The organism is Microvirga sp. jy35 (genome assembly GCF_056148915.1).
Map to the genome: position 1 here is coordinate 21324 of NZ_JBWBEW010000025.1, position 25554 is coordinate 46877.

Annotated in this window: 25 protein-coding genes and 1 pseudogene; 16 read left to right on the forward strand and 10 right to left on the reverse strand. The window is 63.5% G+C overall.

Going from position 1 to position 25554, the window contains the following annotated elements; genetic code table 11:
• Positions 1-64 precede the first annotated feature (64 nt).
• Complete coding sequence (locus AC0QTX_RS17630; protein ID WP_474605120.1) at positions 65-1102, reverse strand: endo-1,4-beta-xylanase; 1038 nt, start codon at positions 1100-1102, stop codon at positions 65-67.
• A gap of 71 nt (positions 1103-1173) precedes the next feature.
• Between AC0QTX_RS17630 and AC0QTX_RS17635 the strand changes: the two genes are divergently transcribed.
• The 3 genes from AC0QTX_RS17635 to AC0QTX_RS17645 are packed head-to-tail and all read left to right on the forward strand — an operon-like array spanning position 1174 to position 3966.
• Positions 1174-3168 carry a PP2C family protein-serine/threonine phosphatase gene (locus AC0QTX_RS17635; protein ID WP_474605121.1) on the forward strand — a complete coding sequence of 665 codons (1995 nt, stop codon included), beginning with the start codon at positions 1174-1176 and terminating at the stop codon, positions 3166-3168.
• Positions 3155-3490, forward strand: coding sequence for an STAS domain-containing protein (locus AC0QTX_RS17640; protein WP_474605122.1), 336 nt, complete (start codon positions 3155-3157; stop codon positions 3488-3490). The genes AC0QTX_RS17635 and AC0QTX_RS17640 overlap by 14 nt, the downstream gene beginning before the upstream one ends.
• A 32-nt stretch (positions 3491-3522) precedes the next feature.
• Positions 3523-3966 (forward strand): ATP-binding protein, encoded by a 444-nt coding sequence (locus AC0QTX_RS17645; RefSeq protein ID WP_474605123.1) that lies wholly within the window; start codon positions 3523-3525, stop codon positions 3964-3966.
• An 8-nt stretch (positions 3967-3974) separates the two neighbouring features.
• Here the strand turns inward: AC0QTX_RS17645 and AC0QTX_RS17650 are convergent, their stop codons facing one another.
• Complete coding sequence (locus AC0QTX_RS17650; RefSeq protein WP_474605124.1) at positions 3975-4439, reverse strand: hypothetical protein; 465 nt, start codon at positions 4437-4439, stop codon at positions 3975-3977.
• A 324-nt stretch (positions 4440-4763) separates the two neighbouring features.
• Between AC0QTX_RS17650 and AC0QTX_RS17655 the strand changes: the two genes are divergently transcribed.
• Together AC0QTX_RS17655 and AC0QTX_RS17660 are read left to right on the forward strand one after the other, a co-directional pair.
• A complete protein-coding gene (locus AC0QTX_RS17655) occupies positions 4764-5543 on the forward strand; it encodes a PIG-L deacetylase family protein (protein WP_474605161.1) in 780 nt (259 codons plus the stop codon).
• A 5-nt stretch (positions 5544-5548) separates the two neighbouring features.
• Positions 5549-5875 carry an STAS domain-containing protein gene (locus tag AC0QTX_RS17660; RefSeq protein WP_474605125.1) on the forward strand — a complete coding sequence of 109 codons (327 nt, stop codon included), beginning with the start codon at positions 5549-5551 and terminating at the stop codon, positions 5873-5875.
• Between the two features lie 34 nt (positions 5876-5909).
• Here AC0QTX_RS17660 and AC0QTX_RS17665 read toward each other — a convergent pair whose 3' ends face one another.
• Positions 5910-7754 (reverse strand): glycosyltransferase family 2 protein, encoded by a 1845-nt coding sequence (locus AC0QTX_RS17665; RefSeq protein ID WP_474605126.1) that lies wholly within the window; start codon positions 7752-7754, stop codon positions 5910-5912.
• 267 nt (positions 7755-8021) lie between these two features.
• Here AC0QTX_RS17665 and AC0QTX_RS17670 point away from each other — a divergent pair, with 267 nt between their 5' ends.
• Entirely contained in the window at positions 8022-11108 is a 3087-nt protein-coding gene (locus AC0QTX_RS17670; protein WP_474605127.1) for a tetratricopeptide repeat protein, read from the forward strand.
• A gap of 154 nt (positions 11109-11262) precedes the next feature.
• On the forward strand, positions 11263-11997 hold the full coding sequence (locus AC0QTX_RS17675; protein WP_474605162.1) for an ATP12 family chaperone protein: 735 nt from the start codon (positions 11263-11265) through the stop codon (positions 11995-11997).
• A 54-nt stretch (positions 11998-12051) separates the two neighbouring features.
• Here the strand turns inward: AC0QTX_RS17675 and AC0QTX_RS17680 are convergent, their stop codons facing one another.
• On the reverse strand, positions 12052-12453 hold the full coding sequence (locus AC0QTX_RS17680) for a hypothetical protein (protein ID WP_474605128.1): 402 nt from the start codon (positions 12451-12453) through the stop codon (positions 12052-12054).
• 127 nt (positions 12454-12580) lie between these two features.
• Here AC0QTX_RS17680 and AC0QTX_RS17685 point away from each other — a divergent pair, with 127 nt between their 5' ends.
• Entirely contained in the window at positions 12581-14113 is a 1533-nt protein-coding gene (locus AC0QTX_RS17685; protein ID WP_474605129.1) for an acyl-CoA carboxylase subunit beta, read from the forward strand.
• A gap of 2 nt (positions 14114-14115) precedes the next feature.
• Positions 14116-15195: a PLP-dependent cysteine synthase family protein gene (locus AC0QTX_RS17690; protein ID WP_474605130.1), complete on the forward strand. Its 1080-nt coding sequence runs from the start codon at positions 14116-14118 to the stop codon at positions 15193-15195.
• 118 nt (positions 15196-15313) lie between these two features.
• On the opposite strand, the gene AC0QTX_RS17695 is transcribed toward AC0QTX_RS17690, so the two are convergent.
• Together AC0QTX_RS17695 and AC0QTX_RS17700 are read right to left on the reverse strand one after the other, a co-directional pair.
• Positions 15314-15922: an alpha/beta hydrolase gene (locus AC0QTX_RS17695; RefSeq protein WP_474605131.1), complete on the reverse strand. Its 609-nt coding sequence runs from the start codon at positions 15920-15922 to the stop codon at positions 15314-15316.
• Between the two features lie 214 nt (positions 15923-16136).
• Positions 16137-17066 carry a ring-cleaving dioxygenase gene (locus AC0QTX_RS17700; protein ID WP_474605132.1) on the reverse strand — a complete coding sequence of 310 codons (930 nt, stop codon included), beginning with the start codon at positions 17064-17066 and terminating at the stop codon, positions 16137-16139.
• Between the two features lie 319 nt (positions 17067-17385).
• Between AC0QTX_RS17700 and AC0QTX_RS17705 the strand changes: the two genes are divergently transcribed.
• The 3 genes and pseudogenes from AC0QTX_RS17705 to AC0QTX_RS17715 all read left to right on the forward strand — a co-directional run.
• On the forward strand, positions 17386-17799 hold the full coding sequence (locus tag AC0QTX_RS17705) for a hypothetical protein (RefSeq protein WP_474605133.1): 414 nt from the start codon (positions 17386-17388) through the stop codon (positions 17797-17799).
• A gap of 191 nt (positions 17800-17990) precedes the next feature.
• Positions 17991-19991 carry an acetyl-CoA carboxylase biotin carboxylase subunit gene (locus AC0QTX_RS17710; protein WP_474605134.1) on the forward strand — a complete coding sequence of 667 codons (2001 nt, stop codon included), beginning with the start codon at positions 17991-17993 and terminating at the stop codon, positions 19989-19991.
• 170 nt (positions 19992-20161) lie between these two features.
• Positions 20162-20575, forward strand: a pseudogene (locus AC0QTX_RS17715) (gamma-glutamylcyclotransferase family protein); the annotation flags it as partial.
• Positions 20576-20647: 72 nt separating this feature from the next.
• Here the strand turns inward: AC0QTX_RS17715 and AC0QTX_RS17720 are convergent.
• Complete coding sequence (locus tag AC0QTX_RS17720; protein ID WP_474605135.1) at positions 20648-21625, reverse strand: cation diffusion facilitator family transporter; 978 nt, start codon at positions 21623-21625, stop codon at positions 20648-20650.
• Positions 21622-22323 carry a transporter substrate-binding domain-containing protein gene (locus AC0QTX_RS17725; RefSeq protein ID WP_474605136.1) on the reverse strand — a complete coding sequence of 234 codons (702 nt, stop codon included), beginning with the start codon at positions 22321-22323 and terminating at the stop codon, positions 21622-21624. Before AC0QTX_RS17725 ends, AC0QTX_RS17720 begins: the two co-directional genes overlap by 4 nt.
• Positions 22324-22453: 130 nt before the next feature.
• On the opposite strand from AC0QTX_RS17725, the gene AC0QTX_RS17730 reads away from it, so the two are divergent.
• Both AC0QTX_RS17730 and AC0QTX_RS17735 read left to right on the forward strand, forming a co-directional pair.
• Positions 22454-22864, forward strand: coding sequence for a DUF6766 family protein (locus tag AC0QTX_RS17730; RefSeq protein WP_474605137.1), 411 nt, complete (start codon positions 22454-22456; stop codon positions 22862-22864).
• A gap of 6 nt (positions 22865-22870) precedes the next feature.
• On the forward strand, positions 22871-23164 hold the full coding sequence (locus AC0QTX_RS17735) for an acylphosphatase (RefSeq protein ID WP_474605138.1): 294 nt from the start codon (positions 22871-22873) through the stop codon (positions 23162-23164).
• Here the strand turns inward: AC0QTX_RS17735 and AC0QTX_RS17740 are convergent.
• Positions 23161-23571 (reverse strand): rhodanese-like domain-containing protein, encoded by a 411-nt coding sequence (locus AC0QTX_RS17740; RefSeq protein ID WP_474605139.1) that lies wholly within the window; start codon positions 23569-23571, stop codon positions 23161-23163. The two genes, AC0QTX_RS17735 and AC0QTX_RS17740, sit on opposite strands and share 4 nt — an antisense overlap.
• Positions 23572-23645: 74 nt before the next feature.
• Between AC0QTX_RS17740 and AC0QTX_RS17745 the strand changes: the two genes are divergently transcribed.
• A complete protein-coding gene (locus tag AC0QTX_RS17745; protein ID WP_474605140.1) occupies positions 23646-24338 on the forward strand; it encodes a DUF599 domain-containing protein in 693 nt (230 codons plus the stop codon).
• Positions 24331-24606 carry a DUF3253 domain-containing protein gene (locus AC0QTX_RS17750; protein WP_474605141.1) on the forward strand — a complete coding sequence of 92 codons (276 nt, stop codon included), beginning with the start codon at positions 24331-24333 and terminating at the stop codon, positions 24604-24606. The genes AC0QTX_RS17745 and AC0QTX_RS17750 overlap by 8 nt, the downstream gene beginning before the upstream one ends.
• On the opposite strand, the gene AC0QTX_RS17755 is transcribed toward AC0QTX_RS17750, so the two are convergent.
• Complete coding sequence (locus tag AC0QTX_RS17755) at positions 24573-25400, reverse strand: YdcF family protein (RefSeq protein ID WP_474605142.1); 828 nt, start codon at positions 25398-25400, stop codon at positions 24573-24575. The genes AC0QTX_RS17750 and AC0QTX_RS17755 overlap by 34 nt on opposite strands.
• Positions 25401-25554: the final 154 nt, after the last annotated feature.

The following is a 25554-nucleotide window of genomic DNA, read 5'->3' on the forward strand; positions in this document are numbered from 1 at the left end:
TCCAAACTTAAGCCGCTGATCTCCCAATAACCCATTGATGTTAATCAGTCCCTATGGCGGAGCCTCACTTGGGCTCGGGGCCGATCTTCCGTTCATGCAGAAGGGCATCCTTGACGGCGTGCCAGGCTGGCTTCTTCCGGATAGCCCGATCAAAAGGGAGCGACCGCTGCATGGCGCCGTCCGGCCTAGGCCGGAAGCCGTTCAGCCACGTCCGGTCGTCCGACAGGCACCAGGTGCTCACGGCAAGAACCCTGGCCTCCTCGAGAACGAGATCGAGGTAAGCCCGGTATGTATCGGCCACGATCGCATCGCGCTGTCTGCGATCGCGTGGGCAAAGGTGGTCAGAAACATCCATTTCCGTGATCATGATGCTCAAGCCCATCGCCCGAACCTCCCGAAGGAAGGCGCGCAGTTCCGGATGCTTCCGGGGCTGTTCCAAGGCGGTCAGGTGGGACTGGATGCCCAGGCAGGCAATCGGGGTGCCTCTCGCCATTTCCCGGCCGAGCAGGGCGAGCAACTGCCGGCGCTTCCGTTCAGCCGCCGGTGAGGCGTATTCGAGCCCCATCTCGTTGAGAACCAGAACGGCTTTGGGATCGAGCAGTGATGCCTCGCGGAAGCCCAGCTCAATATAATCAGGTCCAAAAGCCGTCAGAAAGGGCGTTTCGCGAAGACCGTCTTCTCGCCCATGCGCGGGCTCCAGCGGCTCATTCACAACATCCCAGGAATGCATCTGCCCGGCATAGCGGGTCGTCATCGCTTTCAGGTGACTGAGTGCGGCTTTCCGAAACTCCTTTTCCGACCTGGGCTGGAGGGCTGGCGGGACGGACTCATGCCACCAAAGCGTGTGTCCGTGGAGGGCTAGTGTGTTCTCCGACCCGAAGGCAACGAGCCTATCGGCGGCTGAGTAGGCGGCTTGCTCCGGATGCCGGCAGATCGCATCCCATTTCATCTCGTATTCTGCTGTAACAATATTGCAATCACGCAGAATTGCCCGGGTGAGAGGTTGCGACAGGAGATCGGAGGTGCAAAGAGCGGTCCCGAAGAGCATACCGTTTTGAGCAGCGGCGCTCGACAAGCTGCCCTTTCTTGGCTCATGTTGCATTTATTCATTCCTTGAACCCCAATGATATCACAGGCAGATTTCTGCCCAATCCAGCGCTCCAGACCTCATCGATGAAGATTCGCCACACCCTGTTGATCCTGACGGCATTCCTCGGTGCTGCCCTGCTGATCGCCGTCGCGTTCCAAATCCGTGACGAACTGCTCGATTATCAGACAGCCCAAAGGATGGTGGCGTCGAACACCGTGCGGGAAAAGCTTCTGCTCGGGACGGATGCTCTCGCGAACGAGCGCAGCCAGACATATGTGCTGTTGATCGGGCTGAGGAACGAAGCCAACGGAGTCATGGAATTGCGTGACGTGCGACGGCAGGTGGATGACCTGTTGAACGCAGCAGAGCGCGAGATCACGGCTACCCAGGCATCCCTGAGCAATACCAGCGGCAGCCTGATGACTTTGTCGCGGATCCGTCGGGAAACCGTGGCCCTGCGGCAGCAGGCAGATCAGTTTATCGATCTCACCGACGTCGCCCGAGGCGAAGAGTTCGCCCCGCGCTGGTTTCAGGAGGCCACTCGCCTCGTAGAGGAACTGCAGTCTTCCCGGATGACCATTCTGCAGCGGGAGAGGCCGCTTGACCCGATCCTCCGAACCGAGGCCAATCTGAGAGCCTTTGGCGCCATTCTCAGCGAGAGCATTGCCCGAAACCAGGCGCTGCTGAGCCGAGCCCTTGGGAGTTCATCCCCAATCGGAGGGCTGGAGATCGATGCGATCAGTCAAAATGCGGGCCGGGCGGCCCTTGCCTGGGAGCTCATTGACGGTCAGATGGCGGTGCCGCTGAGCGAAAGCATCAAGGGGGCCGTGTCGAGGACCCATGAGAACTACAGCTCGACGTTCGCGCCGCTGCAAAGATCCCTGCTGGCCGCCCTCCTTGGCAGGGTGCCGACCTCCCTGGGTCCTGAGGAATGGTATGACCTGACGGGGAGGGCGCTGAGCAACATCGCGCTCATGCAGCGGGAACTCCTTCGAAGCTCGCGGGAGCGGCTCGAGGCGGGACTGAGCCATGCCCAATGGTCCTTGGTCCTGTGGTCGGTGCTTCTCCTGCTCGGGGCAACTGCCGTGATCGCCAGCATCCTGGTCGTGCGCCGAAGGGTGGTCAGGCCGTTGGAAAGTTTGAGCGAGACAATGCTCAGGCTGGCAGACAACGATCTGGACACTCCCCTGCCTCGCCTCTCCCGGGCTGACGAGATCGGCGAGATGAACGACGCGCTTCGGGTCTTCAAGGCCAATGCCATTCAGCGGCAGCGGACCCAGAACGAGAAACAGGTCCTCCATGCCCGTCTCCGCGATGCCTACAGCCAGCTCCAGACGGATCTCGAGGCCGCTGCCGTCATCCAGAGGACAATGCTGCCGCCATCCTCGAGGGTCGATGGGGTCGCGTATCACGGCCTTTTCCGCCCTTCGAGCTTGATTGCCGGGGACACCTATAACGTGGTGCGGCGCAACGATGGCGCGGTAGGGTTCTTCCAGATCGATGTCGCCGGGCACGGAGCGGCCGCTGCACTGGTGTCCGTCGCCTGCCACCATGCTCTCTCGCAGGCCATTCTCACGCGGACCCAGGGCACGCCGTTGGAGGAGATCGCGCTCCATATCAACGAGGAGTGGCCGGAGGATCTGCCGTACTTCACGATGGTTCTGGGTGAGATCGATTCCCGCACCCAGCGCGCCAGCATCATTCAGGCGGGGCATCCATCGCCGCTGGTGATCCGCTCAGATGGCGCCATTGAGGTGATCGGCGACGGAGGTTTCCCGGTCGGAATGCTTCCTGCCGCTTCTTACGAGAGGCTGGAGTTCGACTTCGGCCCAGGCGACAGGCTCTTCATCTACTCGGATGGGCTGGTCGAGGCCGAAGGCCAAGATGGCGAGCAGTTTTCCGAAGATCGATTGCGCGCGCTCGTGCGCGATACGGCTGCGCACTCGAGCCCCGACCTGCTTGACAGGCTCGATGACGCCTTGCGGAACTGGCGGGGCTCTGAGAGCTTGGACGATGACTTGAGCGTTCTCATGCTGGAGCGCTTAGCCGAAAGGATTCCTGCGCATGCTGTCCACTGATCTACGCGATAATATTCTCGTCGTCCGGGTTGAGGAGAAGCGGATCGATGCCAGCAAGGCTCCGACGTTCAAGGATGAGATGACACGGTGCATCGACGCCGGTCAGAACCAGATCATTCTTGACCTGAGCCACGTTGATTTCATCGACAGCTCCGGGCTCGGCGCGCTCGTCTCCTGCCTCAAGCGCCTCGGGCCCAGAGGGAGCTTGGCGGTTGCAGGTGCCACAGGAGCCGTGAGCCGTCTTTTCACCCTGACCCGCATGGACCGCGTCTTCGCCCTTCACCCGAATGTGGATTCCGCGGTCGAACAGCTTTCTGCTTGATCCATCACTGCCAGAGCGCAGAAAGAGCCCCGATGGTTTCCTCCATCAGCCTCTCGATAGACAGCGATCTCGACAAGGTGTCGCTCCTCGCCCGTGCCGTTCGGGCCTTGTGCGACGATCTGCTGAGTCCGGAGGATCGGGACGCGGTGGAACTCAGCCTTGTGGAGGCTATCAACAACGTCATCAAGCACGGCTATCATGGGGAGCTCGGGAAGGACGTTCAGGTGGCTGTCGGGCTTCAATCCGATCAGGTCGTGATCGAGATCATCGACCATGCTCCCCCGATGCCTCCTCAGGTGCTGGACAAGGCCTCGGAGAACACCTTTGCGTTCGACGAAACCGATCTGGCAGACATCCCGGAAGGGGGCATGGGTCTGGCGCTCATCCGCATGAACATGGACGAGGTCGAGTATCATTCAAGCGAATCCGAGAACCGCCTGCGCATGATCAAACGGATCGCTCCCCTGACGAAATGAGCTCCGGCCTACGGGGCCGACGCGAGGCCTGCGACTCTGTCCTGCAGCGAAGGGAAAGCGACCGCCACGGCTCCCAGGGCGGAGACGAGCACGGGAGTGATCTCGCCTTTCTGGCGTTCCATGTCGGCAATGAGCCTCTGGGTCCGAGCCAGACCGTCCTCCGACTTCAGAATGTTGAGCTGCACGGCGGAAGCGAGGGATGACAGCAAAGCCGCTCGCGAGGTCGCAGCAGTCGGCTCCGCTGAATAAATCTCTTCCGACTGTTGAAGATTGGCTCTCACCCTCGCATCGATCGCAGGCGAAATGCTCGGAGGAGCATTCCGCTGGCGTGAGAGTTCAGCTGCGACGCGGCCCTGAATCCGCTCCTCCGTATCGAGGGTCTCGAGATAGATGATGATACCGGTCGAGATCGCTAGCGCCGCAATGAAGGTGATCTGCCCTCGGGCCTTGAGGAGGCCTTCTCTGAAAGTCAACGTCGAGCCTCCGGTGAGCTTGGAACGCGGTACGACACGGAACTGCCGTGGGAAGAGGTCCGAAACCTAATCGCCCAGGGCCCGACAAGGCAAGAGAGATGCTGAGCGCCGGACGAGGACGTCCGAATATCCCTTCCATTATGAATCATAGTAACATTTGCGTCTGGTCACAATGCCATCATCGGCAGCTGCATCCTAGTGCGGTCCTCCTCAAATCGGGGTAATTCGTTAGGGTCGATTCGTTCGCTCGGCCGGGGTTGGCGCACTGAACTTGGCTGGACGGGGATTGATCGATTCGAGTGAAGTAGGCCTGTGGGTGTTCTCGTGTTTGGACCGTCGCTATTCATCCAGCCGCATTACGACGACGTTCCCTTGTCTTGTGGAGGGACTTTGGCCCTGCTGGCGGAGGGCGGGCATGAACAGCGCATGATCACGGTGTTTGCCGGCGAACTGGTCGATGAGATGGTCGGTGAGTTTGCCGCCTGGAAGCATGAAAGGTGGAAGGTCACCGATGCCGACCAGGTTCTGGCGGTTCGCCGTGCGGAGGATGCGCAAGCGGCCCACGCCCTCGGCGCCTCCGTCCGCTGGCTCGGGTTGCCGGATGCCATCTACCGTGGCGAACGCTACAGGTCCGATCCCGAACTCTTCTGGGTTTTGAAGGGCGAGGAACTGGAACTCGCCGTGCATCTCGCTGAGGAAGTTCGCCAACTGCCGGAATGGCGTGACGACATGCAGGTCTTCGTTCCCTTGGGCGTTGGCTCCCACGTGGACCACCAACTGGTGTTCGAGGCAGGCCGCCATCTGGCGACTGCGGGCTTCAAGGTCTACGCCTATGAGGATTGTCCCTATGCCATCCACACGCCCGCCGGTGTCGAGGCGCGCCTGGCGGTGCTCGGTGATACGGTGGGCGATCCTGTCGTCGTTCCCGTTGCGATGACGCTCCAGAAGCGCCTCGATTCGATCGCCTGCTACCAATCCCAGGTTCCCGTGATCTTCCGGTTCACGTCAGATTTCAGGGACACCGTCACGAAATTCGCGCTAGAGACCGGCGGCATTGTCGGGCCCGCCGAGCGGTTCTGGCCGGTTCATTCACACGGTGGTTAGAGGTCATGGTTGAAATCGAGCAAACGGAGCAGGGAATTGCCCTTGTCCGCCTGTCCGGGCGCTTGGACGCCGCTGCGGCACCTCAGTTCCTGGCGCGTCTGAAGGACGCGGTGGCTGAGGGAAGAAGTCGTCTTGCCGTCGATTTGTCCGAGGTCTCCTTCATCGACAGCACCGGTCTCGGCACCCTGGTGTCCGGTCTCAAGGCTGCCCGCAAGGTGGAGGGCGATCTGCGCCTGCTCGCACCGAGCCCGCAGGTGCAGCGACTGCTCCGCCTAACGACCCTCGACCGGGTGTTCGTCATCTCTGACACCCTCGAAACCGCATGGGCTTAAGGCGTCGGCGGCAGGCGTCGGCGGCAGGCGACGCCTACGAGGGCAGGGCACCTTCCACGATGGCGGCTTCGAATTCCGGGTCAGGCTGCCAATAGGCCGCCCGGATCACCGGGAGCATCGACAGGGCATTGCTGAAACCCCAGAGGGTATTGGCGATCATCGCCCCGAGCGTATAGCCCTCACGTCCCATGCCATAGGCAGCCCAGCCCCAGGCCAGACCCGCCATGGTGACGACGACCAGGGCTATCTGCCATCTGACGAGACGGCCGTAGGTTCCAACCTGACGGTCCTTGGGCGTGACGGGAAAGGAGATCTTTTTCCCGCGCACGACGGCCCAGAGCGCCTGCATATTCAGCGGGAACATGGCGAGGTACCAGGCGCGGCCCTTGGCGTTCGAGTTGCCCCACATGGCAACCAGCTGCGACAGCTCGTTGAGCAGCAGGAACGGCGCGATATGCACGAAGAAGTCGAGCGAGTAGCCCGAGACCGGCGCGATTCCTGAGAACAGGAAAACGATGGGCGAGATGAGGAAGACGATGTTCCAGATCGGCGACAGGTACGAGTAGAAGGTCGATCCGTACATGAGCTTCTGCGGCAGCGTCAGCCCGCGCCGGAACAGCGGATTGTCGTGGGCGAGGATGTCCAGGGTTCCGCCCGCATATTTGAAGCGCTGGATCGTCCAGCTGAGAAGGTCGTTGGGGGACAGCATTCGCGCCTGGACGACGGGGTGCAGAACAGACTTCCACCCGCGCTCCCGGTCGCTGTGCAGGACGATGGACGTGTAGATGTCCTCGGAGACGTGGAACTTGTAGGGCTGGAACTCCTCCTCCAGCGCACTCTGCCAGCGCATCACATCGCTGATCGAATCGGTAATGGCCTGCTCGCCGGTGAGCTGGCGGGCGGCCCTTTCATTGCGCCCGGCTGCCGCCGCGACCTGAGCGGACCATTGACGAAGAGCCGCCTCCATGACCGCCTCGCGACGGTGGATCGAACCGGCGCCGCAGCAGAAGCTCGCATTAGCCCAGTTGCGACGGCGCAGAATCACGTCGAAGAACAGCTGGGGATCGTTGGCGAATGGATCTTCCCCCACCTGAACAGGCCCGAAGAGGCGCTCGAACGCTCTACCCATACCCCGACCCAAGGCGCCTAGCCGGCGCCCGAGCACGGCCGGCAGGGGTATTCCCGGGGGGATGTCATAGAACCAGTGCGGCGTCTGGACCCACGCAACCTTTGGATCCCTGAAGTAGCCGAGGGTCTCCTCCAGGAACGTGGGGAACGGATGCATGTCTGCGTCGCAGATCAGGATGAAGTCCCCAGACGTGGACGCCATGGCATTTCTGAGGTTGCCTGCCTTGAAGCCTACATTGTCGGAGCGGGTGAGGTAATTCACCCCTTCTTCCCGTGCGACCGCTTCCATGGCCGGGCGCTTGCCATCGTCAAGGACGTGAACCTGCACATTGATTGGGTAGGGGTAGGTAAGCTTCTTGGCAGCCTTCAGACCGACCCGAACGAGTTCCGGATCCTCGCTGTATGTTGCGAAGAAAACATCGACGGAAACAGGCCTGTCGGGCGCGTCCGCGTCGTCTGTGCAATCACGGACTGTGACCGGAAGAGGAGCGCGCACCGGGGATCGTGCGGTCCACAGATTTGCCGTGAAGAGAACGAGGCCGATGAAGGACCCCGTCTCGGCGATCAGAAGGGGAATCGAGAACCAGAGCGCGTCGTAGTTGATCGAGGCAAGCCATCGCCAGCCGATATACCATGCCCCAAACACGAGACTCGCCGTGCAGAGAAGCTGCCACAGGGTCTCATGCCAGAGTGAGTACGGCAGCGGAGACCAAGGCGTCTGAGACTGGAAGCGGGAAGAGGGACGGGACAAGTAACGCGTCTCCGGAAAGAGGCTGGAGGCGGAAGGCCTCTGGTCTGGGGATAAGAATAGTCTATTTTCCAGGAAATAAAGTTGGGCAAGGCGAGGCTCTCGCCAGAGCTGATCTTTACCTGCCATAAGGGCAAAATCCAGATACTGCCCCTCCTGATTTTTGTGATTCGAGATTCTGAGACGATGCACCAGCGTAGGCTTGCCCTTCATATCCGGTTTGCAAGCCTCGTATTCCTCTGTGGGTTTGGGCTGGCTGCGTCACCGTCCTTGGCCCAGTCCACTCAGGAGCTGCTGGAGCAGGCCAGACAGGCAGCCTCCACCAACGACAATCGGGAGGCCGCTCGTCTCTTCGAGCAGGCCATCACGGCTGCTCCCGAACGCCGGAACGAACTCCTGCTCGAGTACGCGGATCAGGTGGCCTATTCCGGCCGCCCCGCGGATGCCGTACTGCTGTATCGTGAGCGTCTGAACGATCCTACCCTCGACCCTGCCAATCGTGATCGGGCGGAGCGTGGGCTGGCCTTCGCTCTCCTGTGGAGCAGCCGGTTCCAGGAGGCGGTCCCTGCCTGGGAGGCCCGCCTGAGGGCGGATCCCGGCAGCGATGAAGCCAGGAAGGCATTGTCCGACGCTCTGGTCGGAGCAGCCCGACAGGCTGGGGAGCGTTCCGAGAATGCAAACGCCAAGTCGCTTTTCGGCCGTGCCATCGAAACGGCCCCTCAGCGCCGCCAGGAGCTGCTGCCGGAATTTGCCGATCAGACGGCATATGCCGGCCAGCCCGATCAGGCCGTGCCGCTTTATCGCGAAGCCATGCGAGATGGCAGCCGCCCCGACGATCAGCAGCGCCGCCTGAGGCGGGGATTGGCCTTTGCCCTGTTGTGGAGCGGCCAGTTTCCGGCCGCCGTCGCGGCCCTCGAGGATGTGCTTCGGACAGCCCCAGACGACGCTCAGGTTCGGCAGGGGTTGGCAGAAGCCCGAGCCGGCTCTGAAAGGGGCCGTGCACAGGCGGTGCAGCCCTCTCAGACTGCTCCAGCACCGGCTCAACAAGCACCCGCCGCCGCTCCAGTCTCGCCCGCCGACGCGGCCATTGCGTCGGCCCGAGAGGCGGCAGGAAGGGGTGCAAACAAAGAAGCGGCTTCGCTTTTCGAGCGGGCGATTGCACTCGATCCGTCCAAGCGGGGGCAGGTCGGTCGCGAGTATGCGGACCAGCTCGCCTTCTCCGGAGAGCCGGGGAGGGCCGTTCCCCTCTACCGCGAAATTCTCGCCCGCCGGGATCTCCCGCCTGCGGAGCGTCAGCAGGCAACCCGCGCATTGGCTTTCGCAGTTCTATGGAGCAGCCAGTTCCAGCAGGCGATCGAGGCCTGGGGGAACATTCTGCAGGCCGACCGGGGCGATGCGGAAGCGCGCAAGACGCTTTCCGACGCCTATGTGGGTGCCGCCCGGCAGGCGGCCGGGCGTACCCGCAACGCCGATGCCGCTTCCTTCTTCCGCAGAGCCATCGAGACCGCGCCGCAGCGGCGCCAGGAACTCCTGCCCGAGTATGCCGATCAGGTCGCTTATTCAGGCAATCCGGCGGGCGCGGTGCCCCTGTACCGGGAAGCCCTCCGCGATGGCCAGCGCCCCGAGGCGGAGCGCCGGCGCGTCCGGCGCGGTCTTGCCTTTGCGCTCCTCTGGAGCAATCAGTTCCGCGAAGCCATCGCCGCCTGGCAGCCCCTGTTCCGGGAGAACCCGCGCGACGAGGAAGCCCGCAAGGCCTTCTCCGATGCGCTCGTCGGCGCGGCGCGCCAAGCCGCTGGGCAAACCCGCAATGCCGAAGCGGTGAACCTTTTCGAGCGCGCGTTGACCGTCATGCCGGGGCGACGCCGGGAGCTGCTGCGGGAATATGCCGAGCAGGTGCTTTATGCCGGCCAGCCGCTCAGAGCCATTCCCCTGTTCCAGGAGGTGCTTCAGCGGGCTGACCTGAGCACGCAGGAGAGGCGCGATGCCCGGCTCGGGCTTGCCCGCGCCCTGGCCTGGAGCAGCCAGCAGAAGCTTGCGATTCCGGTCTTCAGCGAAATTCTGGCGACGAACGCAAACGACGTCGATGCCCTCATCGGGCGGGGCAACGCCCTCAACGACATCACGGAACACAAGGATGCCCTGGTCGACTTCGAGGTGGTCCTCTCGCTCCAGCCCAACAATGGGGAAGCGATCCGCGGTGCTGCGACGGCCGAGCGGTCCATGGGGCTCCCGCGGGCAGCTCTGGCCCGGCTCGAGCCGCTTATCGCCAGCGGCGACCGGAATCCCGCCTCTCTCTTCATCGCCGCCCAAGCGCGGCGGGAGATGGGGCGCCCGGATCTGTCCGAGGATTACGCGAAAGCCGTTCTGGTACAGAAGCCGGGTGATGCCGGTGCCCTCGCGCTGCTCGATCAGCTCTATCTCGAACGCCGGCCTCTGACCCGCATCGAGAGCTGGTATGCCCGCCGCTCGGACGATCTTGCGATCTGGTCTCTGCAAGCCTCCCATGAGCTGACCTTCAACGATGGCCTGACGAAATTCGGGCCCCAGGCCCGCTTCATGCGCTATCGCGGCGGCGATTTCCCGAGCCTCGATATGTCGAGCATCGGCATCGCGGGTCAGCACAGGTTCGGCGACCACGTCGAGTTCAAGTCGTCCATCTTCCTGAATCTCGAAGACGAATCACGGCGCAGCCGCCCGGACGGAGACGGCGATCAGGATGTCACGCTCACCCATGACACGACATTGAGCCTGATCCCGTCCGATCTGCTCCGGTTCGACCTGAACCTGGTGCGGCGCTACGCGGACGAGAACACCCGTTCGATCGTGAACGATGTTCTGGCAAACGATGTCGGCTTCAAGGTTAGCGTGACGCCCGACAATGCAACCCGCTTCACCGCTCAGGCGATCTACAGCCACTACTCGGACGGCAATGAGCGGGCCTGGGGGCAGGTGGAGTTCGCCAAGCGCTTCACGGCCAATCCCTATTTCTGGCTGGGCGCACGCTACACGGCTTTCGATTTCGCCGAGGTCGTGGATAACGGATACTGGAATCCCGATCGCTACCAGTCCCTTGAGGCGAGCGTCCATTTCTACGGCCCCCTTGCCGAGGGATGGTGGTTCGATCTTCAGGGGGCTGCCGGATACGGCTGGAGCGAGCCCGGCGATGGGGGCTTCGTCTCCTATGCCTCCGCGCGCCTGAACTACGACTTCACCTCTCAGGCGACCTTCGCCCTCTATGCAAGCCACCTCGTGTCCTACGCACGCTCGTCCGAGGATGACGGCAATTTCGATGCCGGACAGGATGATGACCCTTTCAGTCGCTGGTCCGTGGGAGGGGAACTGAGGATCCGGTGGTAGTCAGGCCGTTGCGGCGGTTCAGGAGCGATCCTGAACCTCAGGCCTTGTTGCAGGAATTTTCGTGGCATCCCTCGCAGAGGGCGACGGGACCAACTATTTTCGCCCCATGACAGACTCACGCGACTGGTTCCCGTCTGACGAGGAACCCAACCCCATGCGGGCCGCCCAGGCCGGCATGAAGCCCACCCTGCCGAAGCGCTTCTACAAGGAGGCTGGGGTCGAAGAGCGGGACGGCTTGTTCCATCTCACCCTCGACGGCCGTACGGCTAAGACCCCCGGCAAGCAGGCCCTGGCCGTGCCCACTCGGGCCCTGGCCGAGGCCATGGCGGAGGAATGGCAGGGACAGGGAGGCGAGATCGATCCTTCCACCATGCCGGTCACCCGCATCGTCAACTCCGCCATCGACGGCGTTGCGCCCCGAAAGGCCGAGGTGGTCGACGATCTCGTCCGCTATGCCGGGTCGGACCTCGTCTATTACCGGGCCGGAGAGCCCGAGCGCTTGGCCAGGTCACAGGAAGCTGCCTGGAGCCCGGTGCTCGACTGGGCGAGGAATGCCCATGGCGCCCGCTTTACCTTGGGAGAGGGCGTGATGCACGTAGCCCAGCCGGAGGAGGCGGTTGCTGCCATTCGCCGGGCCATCGAGCAGATCGGATCGCCGTTTGCGCTTGCTGCCCTCCATGTCATGACGACCCTGTCCGGCTCGGTGCTGATCGCGCTCGCCCATGCGGCACGGCAGCTCGATGCGGATCAGGCTTGGGCGGCCGCACATGTGGACGAGCTTTACCAAGAGAGCGTCTGGGGCGAGGATTACGAGGCCATCGAGCGACGCCGGCGCCGTGAGGCTGATTTCATGGCCGCCTCCCTGGTTTTTCGCTTGACCCAGTCATGAAAACACCGCCGGTGCGACAGCACCGGCGGCTTTGGGCCTTCGGGCGTCAGAGCCTCAGGCGCGCTGGAAGCTGATTCCACACTTCTTGTGAACCGAGGCGCCCTCGATTGCCTGCATCTGGCCTTTCAGGCGGGCAAGTTCAGCCGTCTGGGCGTTGTTGCCGCTGACGAAGAAGGCTGCCGGCCAGAAGATGACGAGTGCCGCTGTGGTGGCGACCGCGTCCTTCGTGCGCTGCGAATCCTGGGCGCCCGAGGCTGCCGCAGCCGCCGCGCTGACGCGCTGGGCCTCAGCGCTCAGCTCCCGGCAGCTGTAGCTGCTGTACGTGGTCGGCGAGACAAGGCTGCCGCGACGTCCTCCGAGCGGCTGGCGCAGCCGGCCGCCAGGAGCGACAGGGACACGGCGAATGCCGTGATCTGGGTGGTTTTGTTCATGTTTAGCCCCGTTGTAAGGTAACAATACTGCTTTCCTAGCCCGCTCGGACGGGTCTGTGAAGTGCGTGGAGCACACACCCATAGTGGGATTTTGACACGCGCACGGCTGTGCTAAGCGGGGGATCATTTTCCCCGGGAGTCAGGGTCCAGCCATGAAAGACATGCTCGAACGGCTTGAGGAGCGGCGCGCGCAGGCCCGCCTCGGCGGCGGCGCGAAGCGCATCGAGGCGCAGCACGCCCGCGGCAAGCTGACCGCCCGCGAGCGCATCGAACTGTTGCTCGACAAAGGCTCCTTCGAGGAGTTCGACATGTTCGTCGAACACCGCTCCACCGACTTCGGCATGGACAAGGCCAAGATCCCGGGCGACGGCGTGGTGACCGGCTGGGGCACCGTCAACGGCCGCACGGTCTTCGTCTTCGCCAAGGATTTCACCGTCTTCGGCGGCTCGCTCTCCGAAGCCCATGCCCAGAAGATCACCAAGATCCAGGACATGGCGCTCAAGATGCGCGCACCCATCGTCGGCCTGTTCGATGCAGGTGGCGCCCGCATCCAGGAGGGCGTGGCGGCGCTCGGCGGCTACGGCGAGGTTTTCAAGCGCAACGTGATCGCCTCGGGGGTCATCCCGCAGATCTCCGTCATCATGGGTCCCTGCGCCGGCGGCGACGTCTATTCGCCCGCCATGACCGACTTCATCTTCATGGTGCGCGACCGCTCCTACATGTTCGTCACCGGCCCCGACGTGGTGAAGACCGTCACCAACGAGACGGTGACGTCCGAGGAACTCGGCGGCGCCAAGGTCCACACCACCAAGTCGTCGGTGGCGGACGGCGCCTACGACAACGACGTGGAGGCGCTGCTCCAGGTGCGCCGCCTCATCGACTTCCTGCCCGCCAACAACCTCGATGGCGTGCCGGAGATCCCGAGCTTCGACGATCCGGCCCGCCTGGACGACAGCCTCGACACCCTGATCCCGGACAACCCGAACAAGCCCTACGACATGAAGGAGCTGATCCTGAAGGTCGTGGACGAGGCGGATTTCTTCGAGATCCAAGAAGCCTACGCCAAGAACATCATCACCGGATTCGGGCGCATCGAGGGCCGCACGGTAGGGTTCGTGGCCAACCAGCCGATGGTACTGGCGGGCGTGCTCGACGCGGATGCCTCGCGCAAGGCAGCCCGGTTTGTCCGCTTCTGCGATGCCTTCAATATTCCGATCGTCACCTTCGAGGATGTGCCGGGCTTTCTGCCGGGCACGGCGCAGGAATACGGTGGCCTGATCAAGCACGGGGCAAAGCTGCTCTTCGCCTTTTCGGAGGCCACCGTGCCGCTGGTGACGGTGATCACGCGAAAAGCCTTCGGCGGCGCCTATGACGTGATGGCCTCAAAGCACATCGGCGGCGACGTGAACTACGCCTGGCCGACCGCCCAGATCGCCGTCATGGGCGCCAAGGGCGCAGTCGAAATCATCTTCCGCCAGGATATTGGTGATGCGGAGAAGATCGCGGCCCGCACAAAGGAATACGAGGATCGCTTCATGTCGCCCTTCGTGGCAGCCGAGCGCGGCTACATCGATGAAGTGATCATGCCGCATTCGACGCGGCGTCGAATCGCGCGGGCTCTGGCGATGCTGCGGCACAAGGAGACCGAGCGACCCTGGAAGAAGCACGACAACATTCCGCTGTGATCATGCCAGCTCCTTGCCCCCGTTCCTGGGTCTCCACCGCCATCCAGATCATCGAGGCGGATTTCAACCGCTCGTCGGACACGCATCTCTTGCAGGTGCCGCTTCCGGCGGTGCCGGGCGTCGAACTCTACCTCAAGGATGAATCGACCCACCCCTCCGGCAGCTTGAAGCACCGGCTGGCGCGGTCGCTGTTTCTCTACGGGCTGTGCAACGGCTGGATCGGGCCGGAGACCACGATCATCGAGGCATCGAGCGGCTCAACCGCCGTATCCGAGGCCTACTTCGCCCGCATGCTGGGCCTACGCTTCATCGCCGTGATGCCGCGCTCGACCTCTGCAGAGAAGATCGCGCAGATCGCCTTCTATGGTGGCGAGAGCCATTTCGTGGACAGCCCGGCCGAGATGTATGCGGAGAGCGCTCGGCTCGCCGAGGAACTCGGCGGCCATTACATGGATCAGTTCACTTATGCCGAGCGGGCGACGGACTGGCGTGGCAACAACAACATTGCCGAATCCATCTTCAGCCAGATGAGCCACGAGGAGCATCCGATCCCGAGCTGGATCGTCGTAGGGGCGGGGACCGGCGGCACCTCGGCCACGCTCGGGCGCTACATCCGCTACCGACGCCTGCCGACCCGGCTGTGCCTCGCGGATCCCGAGGCCTCCGTGTTCCACCGGCATCTGGCGGACCGGCAGGTCTGCACCGTGTCGGGGCCGCCTTCGGTGATCGAAGGCATCGGCCGCCCGCGCTGCGAGCCGTCCTTCGTGCCGGAACTGATTGATCGCGCCCATGCGGTGCCGGATGCGGCGAGCATCGCGGCCGCGCGGGTTCTCTCGCGGCGCATCGGCCGCTCCTGCGGCGGCTCCACCGGTACGAACCTTTGGGCCGTGGCGCAGATCGTCGGCGACATGGTGAAGAACGGTGAGACGGGATCCGTCGTGACGCTCCTGTGCGATTCCGGCGAGCGCTACCGCAGCACGCATTTCGACGATGCCTGGCTCGAATGCCGCGGCATCTGCATCAAGCAGGCGGAGGATGCGATGGAACGCTTCTTTGAGACCGGAACTTTGAGCGTTTCGTAGGCGGAGAGTTCTTTGCTCTGAGACGTGGAAGGCCGGGACGAGCCCGGCCATGACGAAACAAGTGTTCATCCCCGGCGCACGAAGTGCGGGAAGGGGATCCTCGTCTTAGGGCTGCTACCTAGCCTCCGAACCACCGCACCAGCAACTGCAGATCCGTCTGCGACAGGTTGTGACCTGCCGGCAGGATCTCGTGCTGGACCTCGGCGCCTGCTGCGGACAGAGACGTAGCCAAACGCCTTGAGTTGTCAGCCGGAATGATCGGGTCCATGGCGCCCGAGATCATCAGCACCCGCTTGCCTGCAAGGTCCACGGCGGGAGCCTGGGACAGCGGCACCATGGCCCGCAGCAGCGCGGCCCCAGTCAAGATGTCCGGGCGCAGCATCAGCATGGCGGCGGCGATGTTGGCGCCATTCGAGAAGCCGACCGCGATGGGTGCCTCAAGACCGTATGCCTTGCGCGCCTCGGACACGAAATCCGCAAGCTCGTTTGCCCGGAACCTGACATCCTCCTCATCGAACACGCCCTCCGCGAGCCGCCGGAAGAAGCGGGGCATGCCGTTCTCAAGGATCTTTCCGCGCGGGGAGAGCAGGGCGGAGCCGGGGGAGATCATGCGGCCGAGAGCCAGCAGGTCGTTTTCGTCGCCGCCGGTGCCGTGGAGCAGCAGGAGCGGGGGACGGTTAGCTTCTGTAGAGGGCTCGTAGCGGTGGATGAAGGACAGTTCGGTCATGAATTCTCTTTCTGTCGAAGAAAGACGTAGAGTGCTGTTTCCCTCCCCCTTGCGGGGAGGGACAGGGTGGGGGTGGTCCGAGCAACTAAGCGAGTGGACCAGTTAGGCGCTGTAGAAGCCCTGAGCATCGACTGGCCAAGTACAGAGTTCTGACATTTCGACCCCCACCCTTAATCCCTCCCCGCAAGGGGGAGGGAAGAAGGTTGGCGCTTGTTTATGCCAGCTCGGGCAACCGGGCCTCGATGTCGCCTCGGCGTGCTTCCAGGAACGCCGGGAGCTTCAGCTCGGCGCCCAGACTGTCCTGCGCTTCGTCGGCGGCGAAGCCAGGCTCGTCGGTGGCGATCTCGAACAGAATGCCGCCCGGCTCGCGGAAATAGACGGACCGGAAGTAGTTGCGGTCCTTCTGCTCCGTGGTCTGGAGGCCATGGTTCTCGGCGAGCTTTCTCACCATCTCCTCCTGGTCGGCATCGTCCTTTGCGCGGAAGGCCACGTGATGCACGGAGCCGCCACCCATCCGGCCCGGCAGGAAGCCGCCGGCGCTGCGGATATCGACCGTGCTGCCCATGAGGGCGTCCGTCCGGTAGCGGACGAGGGAACCCTCGCGTGCGGTCTCGCGGAAGCCGAACACGTCCGTCAGGATTGCTCCCGTCCGATCGCCGTTATCGACGAGAAGGGTGACGCCCTCCAGGCCTCGGATCGCATGCTCCGCCGGTATGCCGTCCACATTCCAGGCCTCCTCGGTCTCTGCATTGGGAATGCCGATGAGAGCAAGGCTGGTGCCGTGCGGGTCCTTGAAGGTCAGCACGCTCTGCCCGAAGCTCTTCTCCACGGTGCCGTGCTCGACGCCCTGCTCGATGAAGCGGTGCGCCCAGAAGCCCAGGGAGCCCTCGGGGACGCGGAAGGCCGTCTCCTGCGTTGTGCCGACCCCGTTCCGTCCCGGCGCCACATGCTCCCAGGGGAAGAAGGTCAGGATCGAGCCCGGCTGGCCGAGGCTGTCGCCGAAATAGAAGTGGTATGTGCCGGGATCGTCGAAGTTGACGGTCTTCTTGACGAGGCGCAGGCCGAGCGCGCGGGTGTAGAAATCGAGGTTGCGGCGGGCGGGGCCTGCGATGGCGGTGACGTGATGAATGCCGTGGTGCCGCATGGTTGCGTTCCTTAACGGGCAGACGCGGGTTTGCGCTGCGTTGACTGGGAAATAAGTACCATCAGGCCCTGATGAAGTGTGGAAAGGGCGACCTTGCGGGAATGCAAAGCTCGGAGGCCCCGGCTGGCAAATCCGCGCAAACGTTGGGGAATCGGATCCGTCAAGATTCCGGCAACCAAAGAGTCTCAACAAGGCTTAACCTCAACGGCGATTCAGCATGCCGCATTAACGGTTTAGCCCTGATGCCCGTGTGAATGTCATCCCGCACAAGCGATCAACCGGCGTTGAGCAAAAGATCAAGCCGGGAGGAGTCAAACGGATGTTGAAGGATCAACTTCGCGATTTCATCGACGGCGCCATCGAGAGAGGCCATGTCTCCCATGATGACCTTGCGATGCTTGAGGGCGAGATCCTCCTCAATGGGATCACGAGCCGTCTTGAGGTCGAGTCCCTGCTGGCCCTCGACCGCACGGTCACCGCTGTCGAAGGCTGGGGAGCGGTGCTGAGCAAGCTCGTGGTCGATTTCGTCATCTGGAAGCGTGCTCCCCGCGGCGTGGTCAGCAATGACGACGCCCTCTGGCTCGCGACCCTTCTGGAGGTCAGCGGACCGTCCCCGAACGCCATGAGCATCGCCTATGCCATCCTGGACGAGGCGGGGCATGTGGACGTGGCGCTCCTCGACTTCATCATGCGCGGACGCCAGCAGGCGAGGCTTTCCCAGATCGCCGCCTGACATACCTTAACGATCTAAAGCTAAATGCTGAACGAAGCCCCGCTTCCCCAAGGCACGGATGTGCAGTAACGGAGGTGGGGCTAACTGTTTCAGTGAGCGCATCGTTCGGAGCGAAAAACCGGGGCCACTTTTTCGCTAACGCGGCCCTCCGGATCGCACGATGCGCCATAGGGTGGAGCGTTCGAGGGTTCATGTTCGACAAGATCCTGATTGCCAACCGGGGCGAGATCGCGTGCCGGGTCATCAAGACGGCCCGGCGGATGGGCATCAAGACCGTGGCGGTCTATTCTGACGCCGACCGGGACGCCCTCCACGTGGAGATGGCGGACGAGGCTGTCCATATCGGCCCGGCCGCTGCAGCCCAGTCCTATCTCGTCATCGAGAAGATCATCGAAGCCTGTAAGGCCACCGGCGCCCAGGCCGTCCATCCGGGCTATGGCTTCCTGTCCGAGCGCGAGGCCTTCCCGAAGGCGCTCGCCGAGGCCGGCATCGTCTTCATCGGCCCGAACCCCGGCGCCATCGCGGCCATGGGCGACAAGATCGAATCGAAGAAGGCGGCAGCCGCCGCCAAGGTCTCCACGGTGCCGGGCTATCTCGGCGTCATCGAGGGGCCGGAGCAGGCAGTCACCATCGCCGATGAGATCGGCTATCCGGTCATGATCAAGGCCTCCGCCGGCGGCGGCGGCAAGGGCATGCGCATTGCCTACTCCTCCGATGAAGTGGCCGAGGGCTTTGCCCGCGCCACGTCGGAGGCGGCCTCATCCTTCGGCGACAGCCGCGTGTTCATCGAGAAGTTCATCACCGACCCGCGCCACATCGAAATCCAGGTGCTCGGCGACAAGCACGGCAACGTGATCTATCTCGGCGAGCGCGAATGCTCGATCCAGCGCCGCAACCAGAAGGTCATCGAGGAGGCGCCGTCGCCGCTCCTCGACGAAGAGACCCGCCGCCTCATGGGCGAGCAGGCGGTCGCGCTCGCCAAGGCCGTGGGCTACGATTCCGCCGGCACGGTGGAGTTCGTGGCCGGCCAGGACAAGTCGTTCTACTTCCTCGAGATGAACACCCGCCTCCAGGTGGAGCACCCGGTGACCGAGATGATTACAGGCATCGACCTGGTGGAGGAGATGATCCGCGTGGCCGCCGGCGAGAAGCTGCGCCTGTCTCAAGCCGAGGTGAAGCTCAACGGCTGGTCGGTGGAAAGCCGCATCTATGCGGAAGACCCGGTGCGCAACTTCCTGCCCTCCACGGGCCGGCTCGTTACCTACCGGCCGCCGAACGAGGGCGAGCAGGAGGGCGTCACGGTGCGCAATGACACCGGCGTCTACGAGGGCGGCGAGATCTCGATCTATTACGATCCGATGATCGCCAAGCTGGTGACCCATGCCCCGACCCGCCTCCAGGCCATCGAGGCCCAGGCGCGCGCGCTCGACGCCTTCGCCATCGAGGGCATCCGCCACAACATCCCGTTCCTCACGGCCCTGATGCAGCATCCGCGGTGGCAGTCGGGCAAGCTCTCCACCGGCTTCATTGCCGAGGAGTTCCCGCAAGGGTTCAAGGCGCCCGCGCCGGAAGGCGAGGTGGCTTTGCGCATGGCGGCGGTCGGTGCCGCCATCGACCACGTGCTGAACGAGCGCAAGCGGCACATCTCGGGTCAGATGCGCTCGGCCGCAAGCCTGCGCTTCGAGCGGGAGCGGGTGGTGCTTCTGGGCCAGGAGCGCCATGAGGTCGTGATCGAGGACATCGCGGATGGCTTCGCGGTCGTGATCGGCGGCCAGTCCTGGCCTATCGTGTCGAGCTGGATTCCCGGCCAGCCGGTCTGGACCGGCACCGTGGGCGGAGAAGCGATTGCCGTGCAGGTGCGCCCGATCCTCAATGGCGTCGCGCTCTCCCACGCTGGGGCCTCCGCCGACGTCAAGGTTTATACCAAGCGCGAGGCGGAACTCGCCGCCCTGATGCCGGAGCGGCTGGAGGCGGATACGGGCAAGCAGCTGCTCTGCCCCATGCCGGGTCTCGTGAAGGCGATCAGCGTCGCCCAGGGCCAGGAGGTCAAGGCGGGCGAGCCGCTGTGCATCGTGGAAGCCATGAAGATGGAGAACGTGTTGCGCGCGGAACGCGACGGCACCATCTCCAAGATTCATGCCAAGGAAGGCGACAGCCTCGCGGTCGACGCCGTGATCCTGGAATTCGCCTGAATGGCATCATCATAGCCCTCATCCTGAGGAGGATCGTCAGGTCCGTCTCGAAGGATGAGGGCGTCTCCAGTGAGCACTGGGAACTCTTTCGATCCTTCGAGACGCAGACTTCCTCTGCTCCTCAGGATGAGCTCTGCTGTGATGGCTGAGCAGGAACAGCGAGAGCCTCGATGCCCCTTTATTTCGCCTACGGTTCCAACATGGACCGGGCCGCCATGCTTGGGCGTTGCCCGGCCTCGAAGCCCGTGGGCATCGGGCGGCTCATGCGTCACCGCTTCATGATCTTCGACGAGGGCTACGCCACCGTCGTCCGTGACCCTCAGCGGGCGGTCTGGGGCATGGTGTGGGATCTGGCGCTGGCGGACGTACCGGCTCTCGACCGATATGAGAGCCTCTCGACAGGCCTCTACGCCAAGGTCGTCCAGCCGATCGTGACGGCACAGGGGCCGCGTCGGGCGATCGTCTATGTGGGGCGCAGCGCAAAGCCCGGCACCCCGCTGCCCGGCTATATGGAGGGTGTGGTCGAGGCCGCGCAGCATGCCGGCCTGCCGGAGGATTACATCCGGAACCTGGGTGTGTGGCTGCCGAAGACCCGGGCCTCCGCGCCGGTTCGTCAAGAACCCAAGGTTCGCCCGCTCTGGAGAACTCCGGGTGGATCAGCCTTGCCCATCCGGCGCCGGTGAGGCATCTCCCTTGAGGCTGGGCACGACGGAAATGGTGACGTCGTGCAGGCGCCAGTTCATCTCCTTGGCGTCGTCGATGGCATGGCCCACCCGCTCCGGAAGATTGTCCGTCTTGCTCGGCACCACATAGACCTCCCCGAGGACGATATGGCCGCTTTCGCGAAGGCGAACCTCGGCTTCCTTCACCCAATCCAAGGCTTCGATCCTGCGTTGGAGATCCTCAGGCAGCGTCTCGTAGGCCGAGCGGTCCGTCTTTTTCGGGCGCCGCTCCATGAGGTCGCCGATGACGACTCCAAGGTTGGAAACACCGTCCTTGAGAATGTCGAGAGCTATGATGCCCGCTGCCAGAGGATCGATCCACCAATAGCCGAGGCCCACCCCAAGCACGCCGATGGCCGTGGCGCTTTCCGCCATCCAGTCGGCCTTCATCATCTTGGCGTCAGCATAAAGAATCTTGTCGTGGATCTTGGGCGCCAGCTTCAGCTTCATGTGCCCCAGGATGACGCTCGGAATCCCCGTATAGGCAATGGCCGCCAGCATGGGCCAGCCGGCCCAGATCGTCTCCCCGAAGATGTGCATGCCGCCGATGGTGGTGCGCTCGCCCGAGAGGAACTTGGAGACGGATTCGAAGAGCAGGAACACCCCCATCCCGACGAGCGCGACCGACGAGATGAGATAGCCGATGGAAACCGCCCCGTGATAGCCGTAGGGAAACTTGCGGTTCGGGGGCCATAGGGCGATGCGGCTGCAGATGAGGAAGACGATAGCCGGAATGACGCTGATCACATCCTCGAAGAAGCTAGCCCGCATGGCCTGCGATGAGCCCATGGTGATGTACAGGGCCGTTGCGGCCGACGCGATGTAGAGGACCGTTATCACCTCGAGGCGCTGGGCGCGCTTGAACAGGGCTCTCTTGTCCTCGGGGAATTCGAAGTTCTCGATCGGCCTCATTGCAGAGACTCCAGGGCCTTGCCCTTAAGGGCCTCCTTGTCCTGGGCTTGCAGAAACTGGTCGAGGGAGAGGAGGAGTGCGCTCTCCCCCGGTATGACGGCCATGACCCTTCTTTCGGTCGAAAGCTCATCCTCCGTCGGCTTGAAGCCGCGCCGTTGGAGCTCGAAGTCGTACCCGGCCATGATCGGCACCGGAGGGTCGCTTCCAAGAGGCACGGGTTCGGCTTCCATTTCCCGGACCTGCGCCACAAGGGCGAGGCGCTCCGGATCCACGGCCATGCGCTGTCCCGTCCAGTCGGCCAGGGGCGTCTGCCCCGGTGCAACGCCGATATGGGTTTTGACCTCCAGATAAGGCTGAGACAGGGCGAGCTTGCCGGAATGGGGTGTCTTGTCGGTCATGCCCATGACCAGGACGTCCAAATCCCGCTTGTAGAGCGCCTCCACCAGATCGTCCGTGGGGCCGGTGATGAAACGGGCTCTTGTTCCGAGGCTTTCGGCCCATTGGGAGACGAGGCCGGGTTCCACACCTCCGATCTGTCCCTCTGCGACTGAGGCCCAGGGCGGGTTATTGGCCACCCCCACCTTCATCTCCCGGCCTGCCCGGAGCTGCTTCAGGGTCTCCGCATTGTCCTTGGGAAAATCGCTGCAGCCGCCTGCGGCGAGAAGTCCGATCAGGATCGCCGCCATCGTCATACGCATGATGCACCTGAGCCAAACACTGTTCAGCTTGAATTCTGAAGCTGAGGATTCGTTCCGTGCTCGCCTGAGAACCTTTGCCATATCGGCGCGTTGAGTCGGCGTGACGGATGGTTTGCGTAAGAGGTCGGTCATGAACACAAAGTCTCGCTCCCCTTTGAAGGCCTATGGCTATGCCTGGGTCACGTTGGGGTTCTTCCTGGTTTCCTTCGTCGGTCACTGGCTCTTTGGCTGGTTTGCTTATGTCAGCGAGCAGCAGGCCCATGCCCAGCCGATCCAGATCTCCGAATACCTGGTGGAGATGTCCCGCGACACCTTCGAGAACTGGCAGTCCGAGTTCCTGCAGCTTCTCTGGCAGGTGGGAGGGCTCGCCATCCTGCTCTATGTCGGTTCGCCTCAGTCCAAAGAGGGGGACGACCGGATGGAGGCGAAGATCGACGAGATCCTGCGCAAGGTGGACCCTCAAAATGCGGAGCGCATCATCGAGACGCTTGATGAAGATTATGCCGGGCGGGGCACCGATGCCCGCCATGCCCACCGCTGAGGCGCGATGACCGAACCACGAACCATCCATGTGCTGATCCGTGGCCGTGTCCAGGGCGTGAGCTTCCGGGCCTGGACGCAGCATCAGGCGGAGCTGCATGGCCTCAGAGGCTGGGTCAGGAACAGACAGGATGGCTCGGTGGAGGCTGTATTCTCAGGCCCTGCTGATCTGGTTCAGGTCATGCTCAAGGCCTGCCGTCACGGGCCTGCCGGCGCTATGGTCGAGGATGTGGAGACACTTGAGGGCAGCGAGGCGAGTTCCGACTTCGCCGAGCGATTCGAGGTTCGGCGAACCGTCTAGCCCTTTCTCGGCTCCACGGCCTCCACAGCACCGCCGGCATTCTTCCAGGCGGTGAAGCCGCCTTCCATATGGGCGACCGGCTGCAGACCCATGTCCTGCGCGGTTGCAGCCGAGAGGGCGGAGCGCCACCCGGCGGCGCAGAAGAACAGATAAGTCTTGTCCTGGGCGAAGACCGGCTTGTGATAGGGGCTCTCCGGATCGATCCAGAATTCAAGCATGCCGCGCGGGCAGTGCACGGCGCCTGGGATGCGTCCCTCCCGCTCCAGTTCGCGCGGGTCCCGCAGGTCCACGAACACCACGTCCTCGCGGCCATGCAAGGACACGGCCTCGGCAACCGGCACGGTCCTGATCTTCGCATTGGCCTCGTCGAGCAATGTCTTGTAGCCGCGAGTGATGGTTTGAGGCATGACAGGTCGTTCTTCCGCTTTGAGCCCTTCACCAAACTGGGCATGATGGCGGCGGAGTCAACGGGGGATTACGGGTGCTGGGTTTCACCAATCTCGACTACGCGGCGCTGGGTTTCTTCCTGATCGCCTGGTTCGGCTACCACGCCGCCCTCGAACTCACGCCAGCGGGACAGAAAAGCCTCAACAAGGTGATGAACCAGTACCGCTATCGCTGGATGGAGCAGATGGTGGTGCGCGAGAATCGGATCGTCGACACCACGATCCTCGCCTCGCTCATGAATGGCACGGCCTTCTTCGCCTCCACCTCGTTGATCGCCATAGGTGGCGTGCTGGCGCTCCTGCGCTCGACAGATGCGGTCCTGCCGCTGTTCGCCGATCTGCCCTTCGGCGAGCCGCCGACGCGAATGGCCTGGGACGTGAAGGTCGGGGGCCTCGCCGTGATCTTCGTCTATGCCTTCTTCAAGTTCGCCTGGTCATACAGGCTCTTCAACTACATGGCGATCATCGTCGGGGCCGTTCCCGTGCTGGAGGAGGGTAGCCGCGAGGAGGCGCTCGCGGTCGCCCGCCAGGCGGGTGCCATGAACGCGGTTGCGGGCAAGCACTTCAATCGCGGCCAGCGGGCCTTCTTCTTCTCGCTCGCCTATCTCGGGTGGTTCGTGAGCGGCTACCTGTTCATGGTCGCTACGGCCGGGGTGCTGATCGTGATGTGGCGACGCCAGTTCCTGTCCGACGCCCATGATGCAGCCTTGAGGCAAACCAATGTCTAGAACCGCGACACCGGAAGAGCTCGAGGCCACCATGCTCGCCCTCCTGGAGGAGCGGGGACCCGGCAAAACCATTGGACCTGCCGATGTCGCCCAGGCCCTCGGCGGCAACCAGCCGGACGGGTGGGGGCCTCTCATGCAGCCAGTCCGCAAGGTGGCCGTGCGACTCATGAGGGAGGGGCGCATCGTCATCCTGCGTAAAGGACGACCGGTCGACCCGGAGGATTTTCGCGGCACCTACCGGCTGGCGCTGCCGCTTGCGGAATCCTGAGGACCAGGAAACAGCCGCGTGGTTCGCCCGGACGCGTAATAGGCGATCAGGCCCGCCCATTCCTTGGTGCCGATATCGAGCCGCCTCAGGCCCTCCGAGATGAACGCGAAGGGGCGGTGCGTTCGCGAGCCGCCGGCGGTGCGGAAATCGACCGGGTGCGGCGTGACCGGGAATGCAACCTTCTCGAACACCCCGACGGCGCGCGGCATGTGCCAGGCCGATGTCACCAGGAGCCAGCGCTCGCCCTCGCGGGGTTTGGCGAGCTCTCGCGAATAGACGGCGTTCTCGGCGGTCGTCCGCGAGCGGTCCTCGACCAGAATGCGGGCAGGGTCGATGCCGATGCTCTTGAAGTACTCCGCGATGATCGGAGCCTCTGCGGCGCCGTCCCCGAAGACCGTGCCGCCGCCGCCCGAGATGAGAATCCGCGCGGCCGGATAGCGGTGAGCGAGTTGGAGCGTGTCGAGCACGCGCTCGGCCGATTCATTGGCCACGAGGCTGCCTCGAGCCTTGGAGTCGGATGCCTCCACCGCCCCGCCGAGCAGGATGATGCCGTCAACCGGCCTGCCGTCATCACGAAACGCGGGAAAGCGTTCTTCCAGCGGCAGCAGGATGTAGCTGGCGATGGGGAGCAGGCCCAACGCGATCGTCGCGAGCGTGAAGACGAGGCTCAGCCAGATGCCGAAGCGGCGCAGGCGGTTGAAGAAGGTGAGAGCCAGCCCAAGCAGAACCAGGCTGATCAGCAGATTGGATGGCGTTGCGAAGAACCACGCGATTTTGGAGAGGTAGTAGAACACCCGCCATCCTTATTCTTGAAGCTTTCGCTAAACATCATTTCCGCCGTCGTCACCGGCCTTGTGCCGGTGATCTCGATTGGATCAAGGACTGAGTTTCACAGGACTGGGATGGCCGGCACAAGGCCGGCCATGACGCGCAGAGGTTCTCCGTTAG

Bases quoted from the DNA above. Each gene is read 5' to 3' on its own strand.
- AC0QTX_RS17630 (WP_474605120.1), bottom strand. From the start codon at position 1,102: ATGCAACATGAGCCAAGAAAGGGCAGCTTGTCGAGCGCCGCTGCTCAA.
- AC0QTX_RS17660 (WP_474605125.1), top strand. From the start codon at position 5,549: ATGGTTGAAATCGAGCAAACGGAGCAGGGAATTGCCCTTGTCCGCCTG.
- AC0QTX_RS17700 (WP_474605132.1), bottom strand. From the start codon at position 17,066: ATGCGGCACCACGGCATTCATCACGTCACCGCCATCGCAGGCCCCGCC.
- AC0QTX_RS17695 (WP_474605131.1), bottom strand. From the start codon at position 15,922: ATGACCGAACTGTCCTTCATCCACCGCTACGAGCCCTCTACAGAAGCT.
- AC0QTX_RS17735 (WP_474605138.1), top strand. From the start codon at position 22,871: ATGACCGAACCACGAACCATCCATGTGCTGATCCGTGGCCGTGTCCAG.
- AC0QTX_RS17750 (WP_474605141.1), top strand. From the start codon at position 24,331: ATGTCTAGAACCGCGACACCGGAAGAGCTCGAGGCCACCATGCTCGCC.
- AC0QTX_RS17675 (WP_474605162.1), top strand. From the start codon at position 11,263: ATGCGGGCCGCCCAGGCCGGCATGAAGCCCACCCTGCCGAAGCGCTTC.
- AC0QTX_RS17730 (WP_474605137.1), top strand. From the start codon at position 22,454: ATGAACACAAAGTCTCGCTCCCCTTTGAAGGCCTATGGCTATGCCTGG.
- AC0QTX_RS17635 (WP_474605121.1), top strand. From the start codon at position 1,174: ATGAAGATTCGCCACACCCTGTTGATCCTGACGGCATTCCTCGGTGCT.
- AC0QTX_RS17705 (WP_474605133.1), top strand. From the start codon at position 17,386: ATGTTGAAGGATCAACTTCGCGATTTCATCGACGGCGCCATCGAGAGA.
- AC0QTX_RS17645 (WP_474605123.1), top strand. From the start codon at position 3,523: ATGGTTTCCTCCATCAGCCTCTCGATAGACAGCGATCTCGACAAGGTG.
- AC0QTX_RS17740 (WP_474605139.1), bottom strand. From the start codon at position 23,571: ATGCCTCAAACCATCACTCGCGGCTACAAGACATTGCTCGACGAGGCC.
- AC0QTX_RS17720 (WP_474605135.1), bottom strand. From the start codon at position 21,625: ATGAGGCCGATCGAGAACTTCGAATTCCCCGAGGACAAGAGAGCCCTG.
- AC0QTX_RS17685 (WP_474605129.1), top strand. From the start codon at position 12,581: ATGAAAGACATGCTCGAACGGCTTGAGGAGCGGCGCGCGCAGGCCCGC.
- AC0QTX_RS17640 (WP_474605122.1), top strand. From the start codon at position 3,155: ATGCTGTCCACTGATCTACGCGATAATATTCTCGTCGTCCGGGTTGAG.
- AC0QTX_RS17710 (WP_474605134.1), top strand. From the start codon at position 17,991: ATGTTCGACAAGATCCTGATTGCCAACCGGGGCGAGATCGCGTGCCGG.
- AC0QTX_RS17725 (WP_474605136.1), bottom strand. From the start codon at position 22,323: ATGCGTATGACGATGGCGGCGATCCTGATCGGACTTCTCGCCGCAGGC.
- AC0QTX_RS17690 (WP_474605130.1), top strand. From the start codon at position 14,116: ATGCCAGCTCCTTGCCCCCGTTCCTGGGTCTCCACCGCCATCCAGATC.